Here is a 16,017-nt window from a genome sequence, read left to right on the forward strand (position 1 = left end):
AGATATAATATGGAAAACTTACAGGTGTCAGAGGATATCCAAAGAGAAGGTTTTTTGGACAGGTATTTCAATTTAAGAAAACTTAATACAAATTTAAGGACTGAGATAATCGCTGGGCTAACGACGTTTATTACTATGTCTTATATTATAATAGTTAATCCAAATATCATAGCCCAGTCAGGTATGCCGATAGGTGCAGTCATGGTCGCAACCATATTAATTTCTGCATTATCTTCAATTCTTATGGGGTTATATGCTAACCTACCATTTGGTATGGCACCTGGAATGGGAGGGAATGCATTTTTTGCGGTGACTATTGTTGCAGGTGGATTAGCTACATGGCAGACTGCATTAGGAATGGTATTCATAGCAGGGGTTGCCTTCTTAATATTGACTCTATTTGGAATCCGTGAGGCAATTGTGAACTCTATACCTAAGAGTTTAAAGATATCAATTGGTGCTGCAGTAGGTATGTTCATTGCATTACTTGGATTCTCACAATCAGGGATAATTGTCGTAAATGCTCAAAAAAGCGGCTTAACTTTAGGGGATATAAATAGTGTAAATGTCCTTCTCTCACTTATCGGAGTCATAGTTATTTTAGGATTAATGGTAAGAAAAGTTAAAGTAGCTATTCTTATTGGTATAGCTATAGTAACACTATTAGGTATTCCATTTGGAATTACCAAGGTTCCTCACTCGTTAATACAACTGCCACCAAATCCATCAAGTATTATTTTCCAAGTGGATTGGCTTTCAGCGTTAAAGTTATCCTTTTTTCCACTCATGTTTTCTTTTTTCGCAGGAGAATTTTTTTCTACATTAGGAACAGTATTAGGGGTTTCTGGAAAAGCGGGACTGCTCGATAAAAATGGGAATTTACCTAATATACAAAAACCCTTTCTAGTTGATTCAATTGCAACAATCGGTGGTGGATTAATGGGAGTAACGACAGTTGCCACTTATGTCGAATCTGCTAGTGGTGTAGAAGCAGGAGGGAGAACGGGTTTAACTTCAATATCTGTTGGATTCTTTTTTCTAATTAGTCTCCTTTTAACGCCTTTATTTTTAATGGTTCCCGGTATTGCTACAGCGCCAGCCTTAATTGTTATCGGCCTATCAATGCTTTCAACGTTAAAAGAATTAGAATATGATAAATTGGATGAACTTGCTCCAGCTTTTATTATGTTACTAATTACTGGTTTCTCAAATAATCTTGCTGATGGAATAGTATTTGGAGTTTTAACTTATATAACCACTAAGCTTATAGCTGGAAAGATTAAAGAAATTCCAATTGGTTTGTATTTTCTAGCTATTCCTCTTGTCTATTATTTAACTTTAGCATAATAAAAGAGAATTCTAGGATGGTTATTAAGTGATGTCATTAGTAAAAATACTATGATTCGCCATAATCATATACTTAGATATAATTGGAGGGAATTTTGAATGGATAAAAATTTATATATTTCAGCAGCAAAAGGTGACATAACGATAGATTTAGCCATAGAAAATATTAAACTAGTAAATGTATTTAGTGGGGAAATATATCCAGCGAATATTGGGATTTACCAAGATAAAATCGTACATGTTGATCATACTGGAAAAGAAGATCTAAAAGCAAAGGAAGTTGTTGATGGTAAAGGTAAGTATGCTATTCCAGGATTGATTGATACACATCTTCATATTGAAAGTAGTATGATTACACCTGGTGCCTATGCGGAGGCAATCCTTCCACATGGAACGACTACTATTGTGACTGATCCCCATGAAATTGGAAATGTATTAGGAGAAAAAGGTATAGAATTTATGATTGAAGCTAGTAAAGATTTAGACTTGAGAATTCTTACATTTTTACCTTCATGTGTACCATCAGCTCCAGGTGTAGAAACTACTGGGGCAGATTTTACTCCTGATGTAGTGCAAAAACTGATTCAGTGGGAGAATATAGCTGGATTGGCAGAAGTGATGAATTACGTGGGTGTGATTGAACAAGATGATCGAATGTTAAAAATAGTAGAGGCAGCTAAAAAAACCGGCAAAACTATACAGGGGCATGCACCATTTGTTATGGGTAGAGACTTATCTGCATATATAGTTGCTGGGATAGACTCCGATCATGAATGTAGAACAACTGAAGAAGCAATTGAAAGAATTAGATCAGGAATGTATGTAGAAATAAGGGAAAGTTCATTTTCAATGAATGTTAATGATTTAGCTAAAGCTATTAATGATAAAGATTATGTACCTAATGTAACCCTCTGCTCAGATGATGTAAAGGCAAGTGATTTAATTAGAAGAGGCACAATCAGTCATGTTATTCGGCAATTAATTAAAGAGGGAATAGACCCAGTTAACGCTATAAGATTTGGTACTATTAATGCAGCCCAAAGATTAAGTAGGTCAGATTTAGGGGCAATTTCACCTGGGAGAATTGCCGATATAGTATTGTTGGATGATTTAGAGTCTATGATGATCTCTGATGTCTTTACATCCGGTAAGCACATTGTAGAAAAGGGAAAACTCCAGGTAGAACAGACTAAAATAGAACCTCCTCAAGAATTTTTGCAAACTGTCAATATTCCTGAAATTAGCGAGAAAGATTTTTCTATAAAAGTGAATGATCCGGCAGCAAAAGAGATTAAAATAAATGTCATTGATTATTCAAATAATATTACAAACTTTATAAAAGTATCAGTTCCAGTAGAAAACGGAGAAGTTAGTTTAGAACAAGATAAGGGAACCAAAGATCCTCTTATTTACATTGGAGTATTCCATCGGCATGGAAGAAACAATAATCAAGCTATTGGTGTTCTTTCGGGATTTGGGATTATAGGAGGCGCTATAGCAACGACAATTGCTCATGATTGCCATAATTTGGTTGTGTTAGGTAGCAATAAGAAGGATATGGTAATAGCCGCAAAACGTATTAAAGAATTGAATGGCGGTATGGTAGCTGTTGAAAAAGGTAAAATAATAGCTGAGTTGCCTTTACCGTTGGCCGGACTTATGAGTTTAGAATCAGCATATGATTTAACCCCGAAAATTGATTTGTTTGAAAGAACATTAAATGAAACAATTATGCCTGATAATAATCCCATATCTAGACTTATCCCAATTACTCTAGCTGTTATTCCAAATGCGAGAATGACAGACATTGGTTTAGTAGATGTAAATGTTCAGGAATTTGTTCCATTATTAGTGGAATAAGAGATTATTGGGTTAATTGAGATAAAAAAACTTTTAATTGAAAAAATCAACGAAATTTAAAATAAGTTAAGCCCTAAGGTAGAAAATATTTGAATCTAACCTTAGGGCATATTTATACATCATTTAAATAATCATTCCACCTTACTTAATTCCTCCCTTACTTTTGCTGTTTCCGCCTCCACAGCTTCCTCAAAAGCTTTTTCTAATTCTAGTGTATAGGTATGTTTCTCGTCATCACTCCATTTGAATACATCCGCCATGTAGTCAATGATCGGTGATTTCCATTTTTTAGCCCATTCGATGGAGAATAGAGTTGAACCGGTTCGTCGATTGAAGTAATCGACGGGTTTTGCTGTCATTTCATGTTCAATACTATATTTAATCGTAGCGTAAATATCGAGAGGTAGTTGATAGTTTTGAGCTTCGTTTATGTCTGTTCTAATGATGTCATATAGTGCTTCGATATTTGAACCATATCGTTTTACGAGTGCCTCAGATTGATCAGAAGATAATCCTAGGTTTACACCTTCTTTCACTTTTTCTTCTATATATTTAGGAAAATGAGCAGAACCATTGACGTGTCCTCCGCTAAGCTTGACTTTTTTCGTTGTACTTGCTGGATAATGGGTTCCTGTTTCTTGTTCGAGTTCACTTGCAACGAGGTCAACCACACGTTCAGCCATTTTTCGGTAACCTGTTAATTTTCCGCCAGCAATGGTAATGAGTCCAGAATCTGATAAGAAGATTTCATCTTTACGCGAAATTTCAGAAGGTGATTTTCCTTCTTCATGAATGAGTGGTCTAACGCCTGCCCAGCTTGATTCAACGTCAGATGGCGTCAATTTTGCGCTTGGAAACATGCCATTTATGGCTTCGAGTAAATAATCCCGATCTTCAACTGTCATGCGTGGATTAATGGGATCATCGGTGTAAGTGGTGTCTGTCGTCCCAATATACACTTTTCCATCACGGGGGATCGCAAAGATCATCCGTTTATCCCCATTGGTTGTATCAAAATAGATGGCTTGTTTCATAGGAAAACGTTCGCCGTCAATCACAATGTGAATCCCTTTTGTTAGGTGTAAATGTTTGTTGTTTTTTGAGTGGTCTTTTTCTCTTAGTGTGTCGACCCAAGGTCCTGTGGCGTTAACAATTTTTTTAGCATAGATAGGATAACTTTCGTTTGTGATTTGATCAATAACCTTCACGCCAATTAATTTGTGATCACCGTCATAGATTAAATCTTCAGCTTTGGCATAATTTACCGCTTTAGCTCCTTTGCTGACGGCTTCTTTCATGACTTCGATGGTTAATCTTGCATCATCCGTTCGGTATTCAACGTAGTATCCGCCGCCCTTTAAGCTATTAGGGTCGAGAAGAGGCTCTTTCTCTAACGTTTGTTTTTTGCTTAACATCGATCGGCGTTCACTGTGTTTGACACCGGCTAGAAAATCATAGACTCTGAGTCCGATCGATGTTGTGAATTTACCAAACGTTCCGCCTTTATATAAAGGAAGCAGCATCCATTCTGGTGTCGTCACGTGGGGTGCATTTTCATAGACAATGGCTCTTTCTTTTCCCACTTCTGCAACAAGCTTGACTTCGAATTGTTTCAAATAGCGCAGACCGCCATGAACGAGTTTGGTCGAACGACTTGACGTTCCTGCTGCAAAGTCCTGCATTTCAATGACGCAAGTATGAAGGCCTCTAACACTGGCATCTAAAGCAATCCCTGCACCTGTAATGCCGCCGCCAATCACTAATAAATCCAATTTTTGACTTGCCATTTGTTTTAAAAAATCTGAACGTTGGAACGCTGAAAATGCCATATCTCGTCACCTCGTGATTTATTTTAATAAGAAAAAAGAGACCACAAATATGCCATGAAAAAGTGTTAACTCTTCATCGTGCATTGTAGTCTCTCATTATCCTTGACCGATATTAACTTGTAATTATAGTATAGTTGATTGTGTAAAATGTCACAACCGTTTTGCGTCACATGATAAATTTTTTACCTAGGATTTGTTAATTTTAGACTAATCTACCATGCCGAAAGGTACATAATTGCAATAAAAGAGAAAGGTGAAAGGTCGTCTTGACATATTATTTATTGCAGTGGAGCCAAATGAGTTATTTTACTTAAACACGCGTGTTGCCTGAACCGCTTTTTGCCACCCAGTGTATAATTGCTCTCTTTCAGTGTCCGTTAAGGTGGCTGTGAAGGATTTTGCAATTTTCCATTGGTCGGCAATTTCTTTTCGATCAGACCAGAATCCAACGGAAAGGCCTGCTAAATAGGCGGCTCCAAGCGCTGTTGTTTCATTAATCTCTGGTCTTTCGACTGGAACATTCAAGATATCGCTTTGGAATTGCATCAGGAAATTGTTAAGGGAGGCACCGCCATCCACTCGGAGTTGTTTGACTTGAATGCCTGAATCTTTTTCCATGGTGTTTAACACGTCTTTTGTTTGGTAAGCAAGTGCTTCGAGAGCCGCGCGAATAAAATGCTCCTTTGTCGTTCCACGAGTTAAACCAAAAATGGCCCCTCGTGCATCTGTATCCCAATAAGGTGTTCCCAGGCCTACAAAGGCAGGAACAAAGTAAACTCCATCCGTTGATTGGATTTTTGATGCGTAGTCTTCACTTTCAGGAGCTGTTTTAATCATACGAAGGCCATCTCTTAACCACTGAATGGCTGAGCCCGCAACAAAAATACTTCCTTCTAGAGCATACTCAACCTTGCCATCAATGCCCCAGGCAATGGTTGTAAGTAAACCATTTTCGCTTTGAACAGGATTTTCTCCCGTGTTCATGAGCATAAAGCATCCTGTGCCATACGTATTCTTTGCCATCCCTTTTTCATAACAGGCCTGACCAAACAGGGCAGAGTTCTGATCTCCAGCAATCCCACTGATAGGGACCTCTTCCCCGAAGAAATGGTAATTGACCGTTTTGGCGTAGATTTCCGATGATGATTTGACCTCTGGAAGCATTTGTTTAGGAATGGTTAAAATGTCGAGCAACTCGTCATCCCACGTCAAGTCATAGATATTGTACATTAAGGTTCTTGACGCATTGGAATAGTCGGTCACATGGACTTTGCCTCCAGACAGTTTCCATATGAGCCATGTATCAATTGTTCCAAATAGGAGATCTCCTTTTTCTGCCCGCTCCCTTACGCCTTTGACATGATCCAAAATCCATTTGACCTTTGTACCAGAGAAATAGGGGTCTAAAAGTAAGCCCGTTTTCTTTTTAAAAAGATCTTCGTGTCCTTGAGATCTTAATTCTTGGCAAATGTCTGACGTCTGCCTAGATTGCCATACAATCGCATGATAAACAGGATGACCTGTCGTTTTATCCCAAACCACGGCGGTTTCACGTTGGTTCGTGATTCCGATCCCTGCAATATCTTTTGGTGATACCTCACTAGTGGACATGGCCTCAGCCATGACAGCGATCACGGAAGACCAAATCTCATTGGCATCGTGTTCAACCCATCCTGGATTTGGAAAAAGTTGTTTAAATTCTCTCTGTGCTTCTTGAATGACATGACCTTCATGATCAAAAATGATCGCTCTTGAACTCGTGGTGCCTTGGTCAATCGATAATATATATTTCTTTTTCATGTGTATTCACTCCCCCGAAATTTAAATTATAGTGTGTGTTCAAAAAGGTGACAAACGAAAAGGGTTACTGGCTAAGTACGCTGGCATCCTGCCAGAACGCCAGTACTAGCCCGTCCTGGGCGTCGGTAGATCAAGGCGGCGCTGTTTTGAGGACCGGAATGTAGGTTTTTGCTACATGAGGACCGGAAAAACAAGCGGGCGACCGAGATTCGTAGCTTATCATTTGGTGACTTTTTGAACAACTTCTTATAAAGAATGTGAATGACTGTTTTTAGCCGTATCCATGCGTGTGCCTCGTTTTTTCTCTATTACATAAGCTGCGATGATAATGATAAGAAGAAGGCAGCCGACAATCCAAAATAATAAGGAGGTCTTTCTTAAAAATACGTTTTGATAGAATAAGGCCCCAAAGCTTCCGCCTAAAAGTGGACCTACAACAGGAATCCAAGCATATGGCCAATTTGATTGGCCTTTCCCGGCGATAGGCAGAAGGGCATGAGCGAGTCTCGGCCCTAGATCACGGGCAGGATTAATGGCATAACCGGTGGTTCCTCCAAGAGATAGTCCAATACTTATAATTAGAAAGCCAACAATCAAAGGATTTAAACCTTCAGTAAATTTATTCGCTCCGATGGTCAACAAGCCAAGGACTAAGACAAAAGTTCCAATGATCTCACTGAGTAGGTTAGAAAAAGTTTGCGGGATGGCAGGCCCAGTGGAGAAGACAGAGAGCTTGACCTCAGGTTCTCTCGTCGCACGCCAATGGGGCAAATAATGTAGATAGACAATGCATGCACCAAGAAATCCCCCGATCAATTGAGCTAGGAGATAGCCCGGTACTTTGGCCCAAGCAAATTGTCCGATTAACGCGAAACTTAAAGTAACGGCTGGATTAAGATGGGCACCACTGATGGATCCCACGGCATAAACACCCATTGTTACGGCAAGGCCCCAACCAAATCCAATCACAATCCAGTCTGAACCTTTAGCGAAAGAATGTTTTAAAGAGACACCAGCACAAACGCCGCCTCCGAGAATAATGAGAATCATCGTACCAACACATTCTGCTAAGTATGCTGACATGTTGTTCCCCCCTATGAACATCGATGAACTTGCCCAAGCATGAAAAAAACTCACAACAGTTTCGTTCAAAGGGAATAGACCTTTAAACAGGTAACGCTGTGAGCTCATTTCTCAAAATTCACATTTTATTAACTTAACCTCATGATAGCTCAGTAATGTAAGCGTTGTCAATAGAAAAGTTTTAAAATTTGTCACTTGACTTTTTATAGCGGGATACATTGTATGTTAGAAAACAGAGTGACTATTTGGAGGACCTAGCCTTCGTATGCCCGCGGGCGATCATCACTTTTTAATGAGCGGGATGCCATAGTGTTTTATCTGATGTTGAAACAGCTGTCGCACCTGCGTCAAAGGCATTTTGAATGTCTTCTTTTGTATGTATTAAACCTCCAGCAATGATTGGACGTCCTGTCTTTTGCCTGATTGCTTTTATCATTTTAGGCACAAGCCCAGGTAATACCTCAATCATATCGGGATTCACTTTCTCAAACGTTCGATAACTCGTCTCCAGTGCCAATGAATCTAGTAAAAAGAAGCGCTGAACCGTCATCAATCCTCTTTTTTTAGCCACAGTAAGCATGGTACCTCTAGTCGAAATGACACCATATGGACGGATATACTGACAAATGAATTCAGCCGCATATTCATCATGCTTTAGTCCATTCACTAAATCAGCATGAAGCAAGACTTTTTTGTTATGATGCTTTGCCATTTTTATCATGGCTTGTAATTGGGCGATATGAGTGTCGAGCACGACGATGTAATCTAGCGGCATGCGCATCAGCTTCTCAAAATCTTTCATCTTATTTACTGCGGGTAGGATGATGTGGTTTTCGTTAAACATGTTTTTTCCTCCTATCAAATTAATGACAGCGCTGTCAATTTAGAATACTTCATTTAAACCAACCTTATCTTTAAAAAGTATAGCCTTATAATTTGTGACTGTCACCTTAAAATTAGTAAGAAGAGAGATTGGCTAGATTAATCTTTTATATATAAGTTGCTATCAAACAAAAAAAAATACTACATAAAAAATAATTTGTTGACAATCAAAAAAATATTTTTTAGAATTATTGCAGAAAGAATTTTATGATTTGTCTAATTATTAAGGATTATAATCAAAGACATATCGTAGAAAATTATAGGCATTAGGAGGAGAAAAAAATGGAACAAGTAGAAAATAGAAATGGACAAGTAGAGAATAAGTTGAAAGAATTAGGGGTTACCTTACCAGAGGTAGCTAAACCTGTTGCGGCTTTTATTCCTGCCCAACAAACAGGTAATTTAGTTTATACATCTGGACAAGATTGTAGACAAAACGGAAGGTTGATTTATGAAGGGAAGGTTGGTCAAGATTTAACAGTTGAACAAGGCTATGAAGCAGCCCGACAAAGTATGATAAATTGTTTGGCGGTTCTAAAAAAACAAGTCGGTAATCTAGACAACATCTCTAAGATTGTAAAGGTTCTTGGGTTTGTCAATAGTGCTCCAGGCTTTGTTGAACAGCCATATGTCATAAATGGTGCCTCTGAACTTCTTGAAACCGTCTTTGGAGAAAAGGGAAAACATGCTCGTTCGGCAATTTCCTCCAATGAACTACCGTTTAACACACCAGTTGAAATTGAAATGATTGTTGAAGTTAAATAACGTGTTTTTTTAATATGATTTTATGAGAGAAGAGTGTCGAATCAATCTTTATGATAAGAAGATTGATTCGACTTTTGATATAGGTGTGTGTCTTTTCGTAATCATCAATACTTATCTAAAAATAAGTCAAAATTTTAAAAAAAGATTGACTTATCAAAAACAATATTTTAAAATGTCAGTAAATATAAAAAATATTTTTGTTATCTAAAATATTTTTTGAAGAAAATGTTGATTTTATGATCAAAAATTATATTCTAGGGAGTGATTTCAAACATTCACATAAAAAACAGGTAATCTACCTTTGTTTTTTTAATGCTAATCGTATCCTTTTTTCCTTGCAATAAAATTTAGATTTTTATAAAAAGTATTTCTTGCTAGATATAAACTATATCTGTGGTTTGAAATATGTCGGTGTGAAGTGTCTGAAAAAAATATATAAAAAAATTATCAGTGCGTGTTTAAAAAGGTGACAAATTAGAAGCAAGAAGATCAAGGCGGCGCTGTTTTGAGGACCGGAATGTAGGTTTTTACTACATGAGGACCGGAAAAACAAGCCAACGCCGAGATTCGTAGCTTATCATTTGGTGACTTTTTGAACATCCTCTATCAGTACACAATCTAAATCTAAATATTAAACAGGTTAAAGGAGGATTAATCAATGACCGAAGTGAAAGTAAATATGAAAAAATGGGATAAGGGATTATATAACGATGACCTCGTACCAACTCCATCCGAAAAGAGAAATTGGAGTTGGTGGAGTTTCAGTACGCTCTGGATGGGTATCGCACATAACGTACCAGCGTGGGTGTTAGCGGCAGGTATGATTGGAGAAGGAATGAGTTTTTGGCAGGCGATGTCAGCTGTCCTTATTGCTTATGGAGTAGTCTATGTAGCTATTATTCTAAATAGTATATCGGGATCAAAATATGGTTTACCTTTTCCTGTTATCATTCGTGCTGCTTTTGGTTACAAGGGCTCAAAAATACCCATATTAATCCGTGGTTTCTTAGGTATCTTTTGGTTTGGTGTTTTTCTCTGGATTGGTGGTGAAGCCATCCAAGCTGGATTGGGTGCCATATTCCCTTGGTGGACTTCTCTTGCAGACCACCATGTCATTGGGATGAGCCTAGATTATTTTATTTCTTATGTTATTTGCGTATTAATTCACGTCTACATGGTCACTCATGGTATTGAACGTATCAGACGTTTTGAAGTGTGGGCAGGACCGTTAATTATGATATTTTCTTTAGGATTACTTTGTTGGGCACTTAGTACATCGGGTTTAAAACCTATTGTAACACATGAGGCCACTTTAACTGGAGCAAAATTCTGGAGTCAATATTTCCTATCTATATCAGGTTTGATAGGTTCAATGGCTACACTCATTGTTAATAATCCTGATTTAACACGTTTTGCAAAAAGTAGTAAAGATCAATTAGTGGGTCAGTTTATTGGTATCCCTATATCTTTTTTGTTCTTTTCATGTGTAGGTCTTTTAGTAACTATTGGTACTGTTCTTGTTTATGGTCATGCAATTTCAGATCCCTTGCAGTTATTAATGAGATTTAATAATCCAATTATTGTTTTAATAGGTGCAATTCTGGTGTTTGCAGCAGCCATTTCTTGTAATCTAGCAACAAATGCCGTATCAGTTGGATTTGATTTAGCTGCTTTATTCCCGAACAAACTTAATTTTAGCAGGGCAGGTTGGTTAGCAATTGTTGTAGGCATCATTTCTGCACCATGGCTTTGGTATGGTAATTCAGCAATGGTTGATACAATTATGGGAGCTTTAGGAGCATCAATGGGGCCTATTGCGGGCATTATGTTAGTAGATTTTTATATCGTGCGAAAAAGATTATATGATCTTAATGGACTTTATATCTATAATGGACCGTATGCCTATACTAATGGGTTTAACATACGTGCAATACTGGCATTAGTAATCGGGATGCTTATTGCGTTTACAGGTCTCATTATTCCTTCTTTAAGTGAACTATACGCTTATAACTGGTTTTTGGGTATTGCTTTTGGTGGTTTAGCGTATGCAATATTAATGTCAACAAAAATAGAAAAAGCCGATGTCTCGGAAATTCAAAGACAAACATTGTAAATTGAATTTTATGTTGTTGATGTACCCTTCAAACTAAAAAATATATTGACTAAATAAAAAAATGTTTTATACTTTGCATAACTAAAATTATGCGAATTGAGGTACTATATGGAACATATTAACGAAGAAATAAATATGATGAAATCCTTATTAAAAGGAATTGCTGCACAATTTGGAAAGAGTTGTGAAGTCGCACTATTAGATTTAACTCAGCCTGAAATATATGGTAGTGGACTAATCGTAGCAATCGAAAATGGACATGTTACTGGCAGAAAAGTAGGAGACTCAGGGACAAACTTGGGATTGGAAGTTCTTAGAGGGACGGTTGCAGCCGGTGATAAACATAACTATCTGACACAAACGAAAGATGGAAGAATGTTAAAATCAACGACGATGTTCATCAGGAATAGTCGAAATATTCCCATCGGTTGTATCTGTATTAATTTCGATATTAGCGAATTAATGATGGCAGAGAATGTAGTCAAAAATTTAATCGGTTTAGATGAGGTAAAAACGGATGTAAAAGAAGTATTTGTAAATAACGTGAATGATGTTTTAGACACATTAATCCATGAAGCACAAGAACATGTTGGTAAACCAGTGGCTATGATGAGCAAATCAGAAAAAATGCAATGCTTAAAGTATTTGGATCTAAAAGGGGCTTTCCTTATTAAAAAAGCGGGTGATAAGGTTTGCTCATATTTAGGTATATCTAAATTTACACTTTATAATTATCTGGATGAAGTGAGAAATACTCAACAATAAATCTAGATAAAGTAGCTAGACGGTTTAGCATTAACTGTCTAGCTATGATAAACAATTAGAATCAAAAAAGGAGGTATCCTTGTGAAATTACTCAATAAAGTGGCCTTAATTACAGGCGTTGCTCCAGGTGATAGTATTGGTGGAAGTATTGCTCAATTATTTGCAAGAGAAGGAGCTGGCCTATTTATTAGTTATTTTAATGAAGATAAAACTGAAATGGGCATTTTTAAGGGACAATTAGAACAACATTCAAATAAAGTTTTTATGATGGAGGGAGATGTTTCCAACGAAGGTTATGTTCAACATTTAGTCCATCAAACGATAAAACAATTTGGAAAAATAGATGTTTTAGTAAATTGTGCAGGCATTTCAACGCCTAGATTTTTAACAGATATGTCAACTGAAATTTGGGATCAAATGATTAATGTCAATTTACGAAGTGTTTTTCTAACGACAAAAGAAGTGATTCCCCATATGATTAGTGCGGAAAGTGGTCGTGTTATCAATATCGCTTCACAGGTCGGACAAAAAGGTAGTGTTGAGCATACTCATTATGCAGCTGCAAAAGCAGGCGTAATTGGATTTACTAAATCATTAGCATTAGAAGTGGGCAAGTATAATATTACCGCCAATTGTATTGCCCCTGGTCCTATCCAAACACAATTAATGAATGAGGTAGATGAGGCCTGGAGGGACAAGAAGCTATCAGAATTGGCTATTCCAAGATTCGGCCATCCAAGAGAGGTTGCGCCAACAGCCTTATTATTGGCATCCGATCCAGATGGTAATCTATATACAGGCCAGACATTAGGACCTAATTTGGGGGATGTCATGTTATAAAACTTTTCCTTTTCTATCAAATATAATCCTGATTGATTAATTTGATAGATTAATATTTTTTTCACCTACGCTATAAAACAAGTCATCGGAAGGAGGATCATCATGATTTCAATTAACAGAATAATGGAAAGAATTGAGCTGTTATCAAAGATTAGTGAACCTACTGAACAGGGGGTATCAAGAGTTGCGCTAACAAAAGAATATAAACAAGCCATAGATGTCGTATCAACGTGGATGCAAGAAGCGGGTATGTCTACTCGGCTAGATAATGCAGGAAACCTCATTGGTTTTCGAAAAGGCTCTGATGAAACCTTAGCTCCTGTAGCGTTAGGATCACATATTGATTCTGTACGTGAAGGCGGTAAATATGATGGAATTATCGGTGTTATTGGTGGTATAGAGGTTGCTCAACATCTCTTTGAAGAAAACATAAATATCAAGCGTGGTATTGAAGTGATTGCTTTTTGTGAAGAGGAAGGTTCACGATTTCAATCCGGTGGTGTCTTTGGAAGCCGTGCCATGGTTGGTAAACTGAAAGAAAAGGATTTAGAAGTAACAGATGAACAAGGCATTACAAGACGAGAAGCACTAAAAAACTTTGGACTTGATGCCGATCATATTGAGCAAGCAATCCGTGAAAAGGGTGACTTGTCTTTATATCTTGAAATGCACATAGAACAAGGGCCTCTTTTGTTTTCAAAAAATGTACCTGTTGGAATCGTAACAGGTATTACAGGTCTATCACTTATTGATATCACCTTTAAAGGAGAAGCCAATCATGTAGGTGCCACTCCCATGAATATGAGAAATGATGCTTTACTTGGAGCGAGTGAAGTGGCTTTACAAGTAGAAAAAATTACGAATAGATTTGGTGAATTTGCAGTGGGTACGGTATCTACACTAGAATTATTACCTGGTCAGGTGAATATTGTTCCAGGAGAAGTAAAAATAGTGATCGATGTTCGAGACTTAGATGAACAAAGAAGAGATGGAATTTTAGAAGAAATAGAGCTTGCGACCCAAAATGTATGTCAGAAGAGAGGACTTGCATATGAAATAAATACACGTATGAAAGTAAAACCCGCTCTTTCTGCACCTCATGTACTAGACCAAATGCTTAATGATGCCGAAAAATTAGGCATTCAAACCATTAAAATGCCTAGTGGTGGGGGTCATGATGCCCAATTAATGAATGAAATAACCGACATAGGCATGGTCTTTGTTCGCTCGGAAAATGGTAGTCATAATCCAGATGAGTATGCGGCACCAACTGATATTGAAAAAGGGACTCAGCTACTATCTGAAGTTACGATTCACTACTTATGTGACTAATACAAAAAGTTATGGGGTGAAACCAAATGTCTTTAATTATAAAAGGTGGAAACATTGTTACTGATAGCGATTGTTTTAATGCGGATTTAAAAATTGTAGATGGCGTAATTACCTCAATTTCTTCTTCACAAGATGTAAAATCAAATGATCAAGTGATTGATGCAAGTGAACAATATATTTTTCCGGGCGGTATAGACCCTCATACCCATCTTGCCATACCTGATACAGTTGATGACTTTGAAAGTGGAACGAAAGCAGCGGCAGCTGGAGGAATTACAACTATCATCAATTATGTTGACGCAGTAAAAGGGCATTCACTCATTGAAACTCTCAAAGAATGGAAACAAAAGGCCGAACCATCAATTATCGATTATGGATTCCACTCGATTGTGAATGAAGTTAATCCCCGTGTTCTTTCTGAACTCACAGATTTAGCTAGTGAAGAAGGAGTCACCTCTATTAAACTTTTTATGGCCTATCCCGATGCAAATATGATCAATGATGAAGAAATGTACGAATTGATGAAACAAGCTAAAAAATCGGGAATTGTAACTAATATTCATGCTGAAAATGGCAGTGTTATAGAACTTTTAATTGAAGAATCGTTAAAAAAAGAACATACATCGCCAATCTATCATGCCTATACTCGTCCAGCTGAAATGGAAGCTGAAGCTACTCACCGTGCAATCAGAATCGCTGAATTACTCAACACACCGGCGTATATTGTTCACATCACTTGTGAGGAGTCCCTAAAACAAGTGATTGAAGCAAAGAAGCGTGGTGTTCCCATTTATGGAGAGACATGTCCTCATTATTTAATTCTAACGGAGGATAAATTGAAACAAGATGCTGCAGAGGCTGTTAAGTATATTTGTTCACCTCCATTAAGAACGAGAAAAGATCAAGAATTTCTATGGGAAGGGATTAAAGATCATTGGATTGATACCATTGGTTCAGATCACGCTTCACATCCTTATAAAGACGGCAAGGATAAAGGAATAAACAATTTTACAAAAGTACCAAATGGTTTACCAAGTATTGGTGATAGTTTTTCACTACTCTATCATTACGGTGTTCATGAAAAAAGAATATCCTTACAGGAATTTGTAAAACTAACCAGTAGTCATTCAGCTAAGATCTTCGGTTTGTACCCAAAAAAAGGGGCCATAAGAGTTGGAAGTGATGCTGACTTAGTCATATTCGATCCTAAATTGTCACGAACGATTACTGCTCAAGAGCAATACCAATCTACAGAATACAATGTATATGAAGGAACTCAGGTTAAGGGAGCCATCACCCACGTTTTTTCAAGAGGTGAACTTATTGTAAAAAATCGAGAGATCATTGCAGAGAGTGGTAGAGGTCAATATTTGTATCGTGAAAAATATAACAAATAAGGGA

12 protein-coding genes are annotated in these 16,017 nt (G+C 37.4%); 8 read left to right on the top strand and 4 right to left on the bottom strand.

Annotated elements, in window-relative coordinates:
* The first annotated feature begins 9 nt into the window (after window positions 1–9).
* Complete coding sequence (locus FG390_RS11515) at window positions 10–1,347, top strand: NCS2 family permease (protein ID WP_141191183.1); 1,338 nt, start codon at window positions 10–12, stop codon at window positions 1,345–1,347.
* A gap of 99 nt (window positions 1,348–1,446) precedes the next feature.
* Window positions 1,447–3,207 carry an adenine deaminase gene (gene ade, locus FG390_RS11520; RefSeq protein WP_141191184.1) on the top strand — a complete coding sequence of 587 codons (1,761 nt, stop codon included), beginning with the start codon at window positions 1,447–1,449 and terminating at the stop codon, window positions 3,205–3,207.
* Window positions 3,208–3,338: 131 nt separating this feature from the next.
* Here the strand turns inward: ade and FG390_RS11525 are convergent, their stop codons facing one another.
* From FG390_RS11525 to FG390_RS11540, 4 genes are all read right to left on the bottom strand, one after another.
* A complete protein-coding gene (locus tag FG390_RS11525; protein ID WP_141191185.1) occupies window positions 3,339–5,036 on the bottom strand; it encodes a glycerol-3-phosphate dehydrogenase/oxidase in 1,698 nt (565 codons plus the stop codon).
* A 306-nt stretch (window positions 5,037–5,342) separates the two neighbouring features.
* Entirely contained in the window at window positions 5,343–6,836 is a 1,494-nt protein-coding gene (gene glpK, locus FG390_RS11530) for a glycerol kinase GlpK (protein WP_141191186.1), read from the bottom strand.
* A 246-nt stretch (window positions 6,837–7,082) separates the two neighbouring features.
* The gene (locus FG390_RS11535; RefSeq protein ID WP_141191187.1) at window positions 7,083–7,919 is read right to left on the bottom strand and encodes an MIP/aquaporin family protein; all 837 of its coding nucleotides are present in this window, start codon (window positions 7,917–7,919) and stop codon (window positions 7,083–7,085) included.
* A gap of 289 nt (window positions 7,920–8,208) precedes the next feature.
* Window positions 8,209–8,763 (bottom strand): glycerol-3-phosphate responsive antiterminator, encoded by a 555-nt coding sequence (locus tag FG390_RS11540; RefSeq protein WP_141191188.1) that lies wholly within the window; start codon window positions 8,761–8,763, stop codon window positions 8,209–8,211.
* 320 nt (window positions 8,764–9,083) lie between these two features.
* Between FG390_RS11540 and FG390_RS11545 the strand changes: the two genes are divergently transcribed.
* The 6 genes from FG390_RS11545 (at window position 9,084) to hydA (ending at window position 16,013) form a co-directional block, all read left to right on the top strand.
* Window positions 9,084–9,566 (top strand): RidA family protein, encoded by a 483-nt coding sequence (locus tag FG390_RS11545; RefSeq protein ID WP_141191189.1) that lies wholly within the window; start codon window positions 9,084–9,086, stop codon window positions 9,564–9,566.
* 658 nt (window positions 9,567–10,224) lie between these two features.
* Entirely contained in the window at window positions 10,225–11,679 is a 1,455-nt protein-coding gene (locus FG390_RS11550; protein WP_141191190.1) for an NCS1 family nucleobase:cation symporter-1, read from the top strand.
* Window positions 11,680–11,787: 108 nt separating this feature from the next.
* Window positions 11,788–12,444: a helix-turn-helix transcriptional regulator gene (locus FG390_RS11555; RefSeq protein WP_141191191.1), complete on the top strand. Its 657-nt coding sequence runs from the start codon at window positions 11,788–11,790 to the stop codon at window positions 12,442–12,444.
* Between the two features lie 81 nt (window positions 12,445–12,525).
* On the top strand, window positions 12,526–13,284 hold the full coding sequence (locus FG390_RS11560) for an SDR family NAD(P)-dependent oxidoreductase (RefSeq protein ID WP_141191192.1): 759 nt from the start codon (window positions 12,526–12,528) through the stop codon (window positions 13,282–13,284).
* 102 nt (window positions 13,285–13,386) lie between these two features.
* Entirely contained in the window at window positions 13,387–14,616 is a 1,230-nt protein-coding gene (locus tag FG390_RS11565) for a M20 family metallo-hydrolase (protein ID WP_141191193.1), read from the top strand.
* A 26-nt stretch (window positions 14,617–14,642) separates the two neighbouring features.
* Entirely contained in the window at window positions 14,643–16,013 is a 1,371-nt protein-coding gene (gene hydA / locus FG390_RS11570) for a dihydropyrimidinase (RefSeq protein ID WP_141191194.1), read from the top strand.
* Window positions 16,014–16,017: the final 4 nt, after the last annotated feature.

The organism is Terrilactibacillus laevilacticus (assembly GCF_006517395.1).
GTDB classification, from domain to species: domain Bacteria; phylum Bacillota; class Bacilli; order Bacillales; family Sporolactobacillaceae; genus Terrilactibacillus; species Terrilactibacillus laevilacticus.

What these genes read in the sequence shown, in the direction of transcription:
- FG390_RS11535 (WP_141191187.1), bottom strand. Translation starts at nt 7,919, where the DNA reads ATGTCAGCATACTTAGCAGAATGTGTTGGTACGATGATTCTCATTATT.
- FG390_RS11525 (WP_141191185.1), bottom strand. Translation starts at nt 5,036, where the DNA reads ATGGCATTTTCAGCGTTCCAACGTTCAGATTTTTTAAAACAAATGGCA.
- hydA (WP_141191194.1), top strand. Translation starts at nt 14,643, where the DNA reads ATGTCTTTAATTATAAAAGGTGGAAACATTGTTACTGATAGCGATTGT.
- ade (WP_141191184.1), top strand. Translation starts at nt 1,447, where the DNA reads ATGGATAAAAATTTATATATTTCAGCAGCAAAAGGTGACATAACGATA.
- FG390_RS11555 (WP_141191191.1), top strand. Translation starts at nt 11,788, where the DNA reads ATGGAACATATTAACGAAGAAATAAATATGATGAAATCCTTATTAAAA.
- FG390_RS11550 (WP_141191190.1), top strand. Translation starts at nt 10,225, where the DNA reads ATGACCGAAGTGAAAGTAAATATGAAAAAATGGGATAAGGGATTATAT.
- FG390_RS11515 (WP_141191183.1), top strand. Translation starts at nt 10, where the DNA reads ATGGAAAACTTACAGGTGTCAGAGGATATCCAAAGAGAAGGTTTTTTG.
- glpK (WP_141191186.1), bottom strand. Translation starts at nt 6,836, where the DNA reads ATGAAAAAGAAATATATATTATCGATTGACCAAGGCACCACGAGTTCA.
- FG390_RS11545 (WP_141191189.1), top strand. Translation starts at nt 9,084, where the DNA reads ATGGAACAAGTAGAAAATAGAAATGGACAAGTAGAGAATAAGTTGAAA.
- FG390_RS11540 (WP_141191188.1), bottom strand. Translation starts at nt 8,763, where the DNA reads ATGTTTAACGAAAACCACATCATCCTACCCGCAGTAAATAAGATGAAA.
- FG390_RS11565 (WP_141191193.1), top strand. Translation starts at nt 13,387, where the DNA reads ATGATTTCAATTAACAGAATAATGGAAAGAATTGAGCTGTTATCAAAG.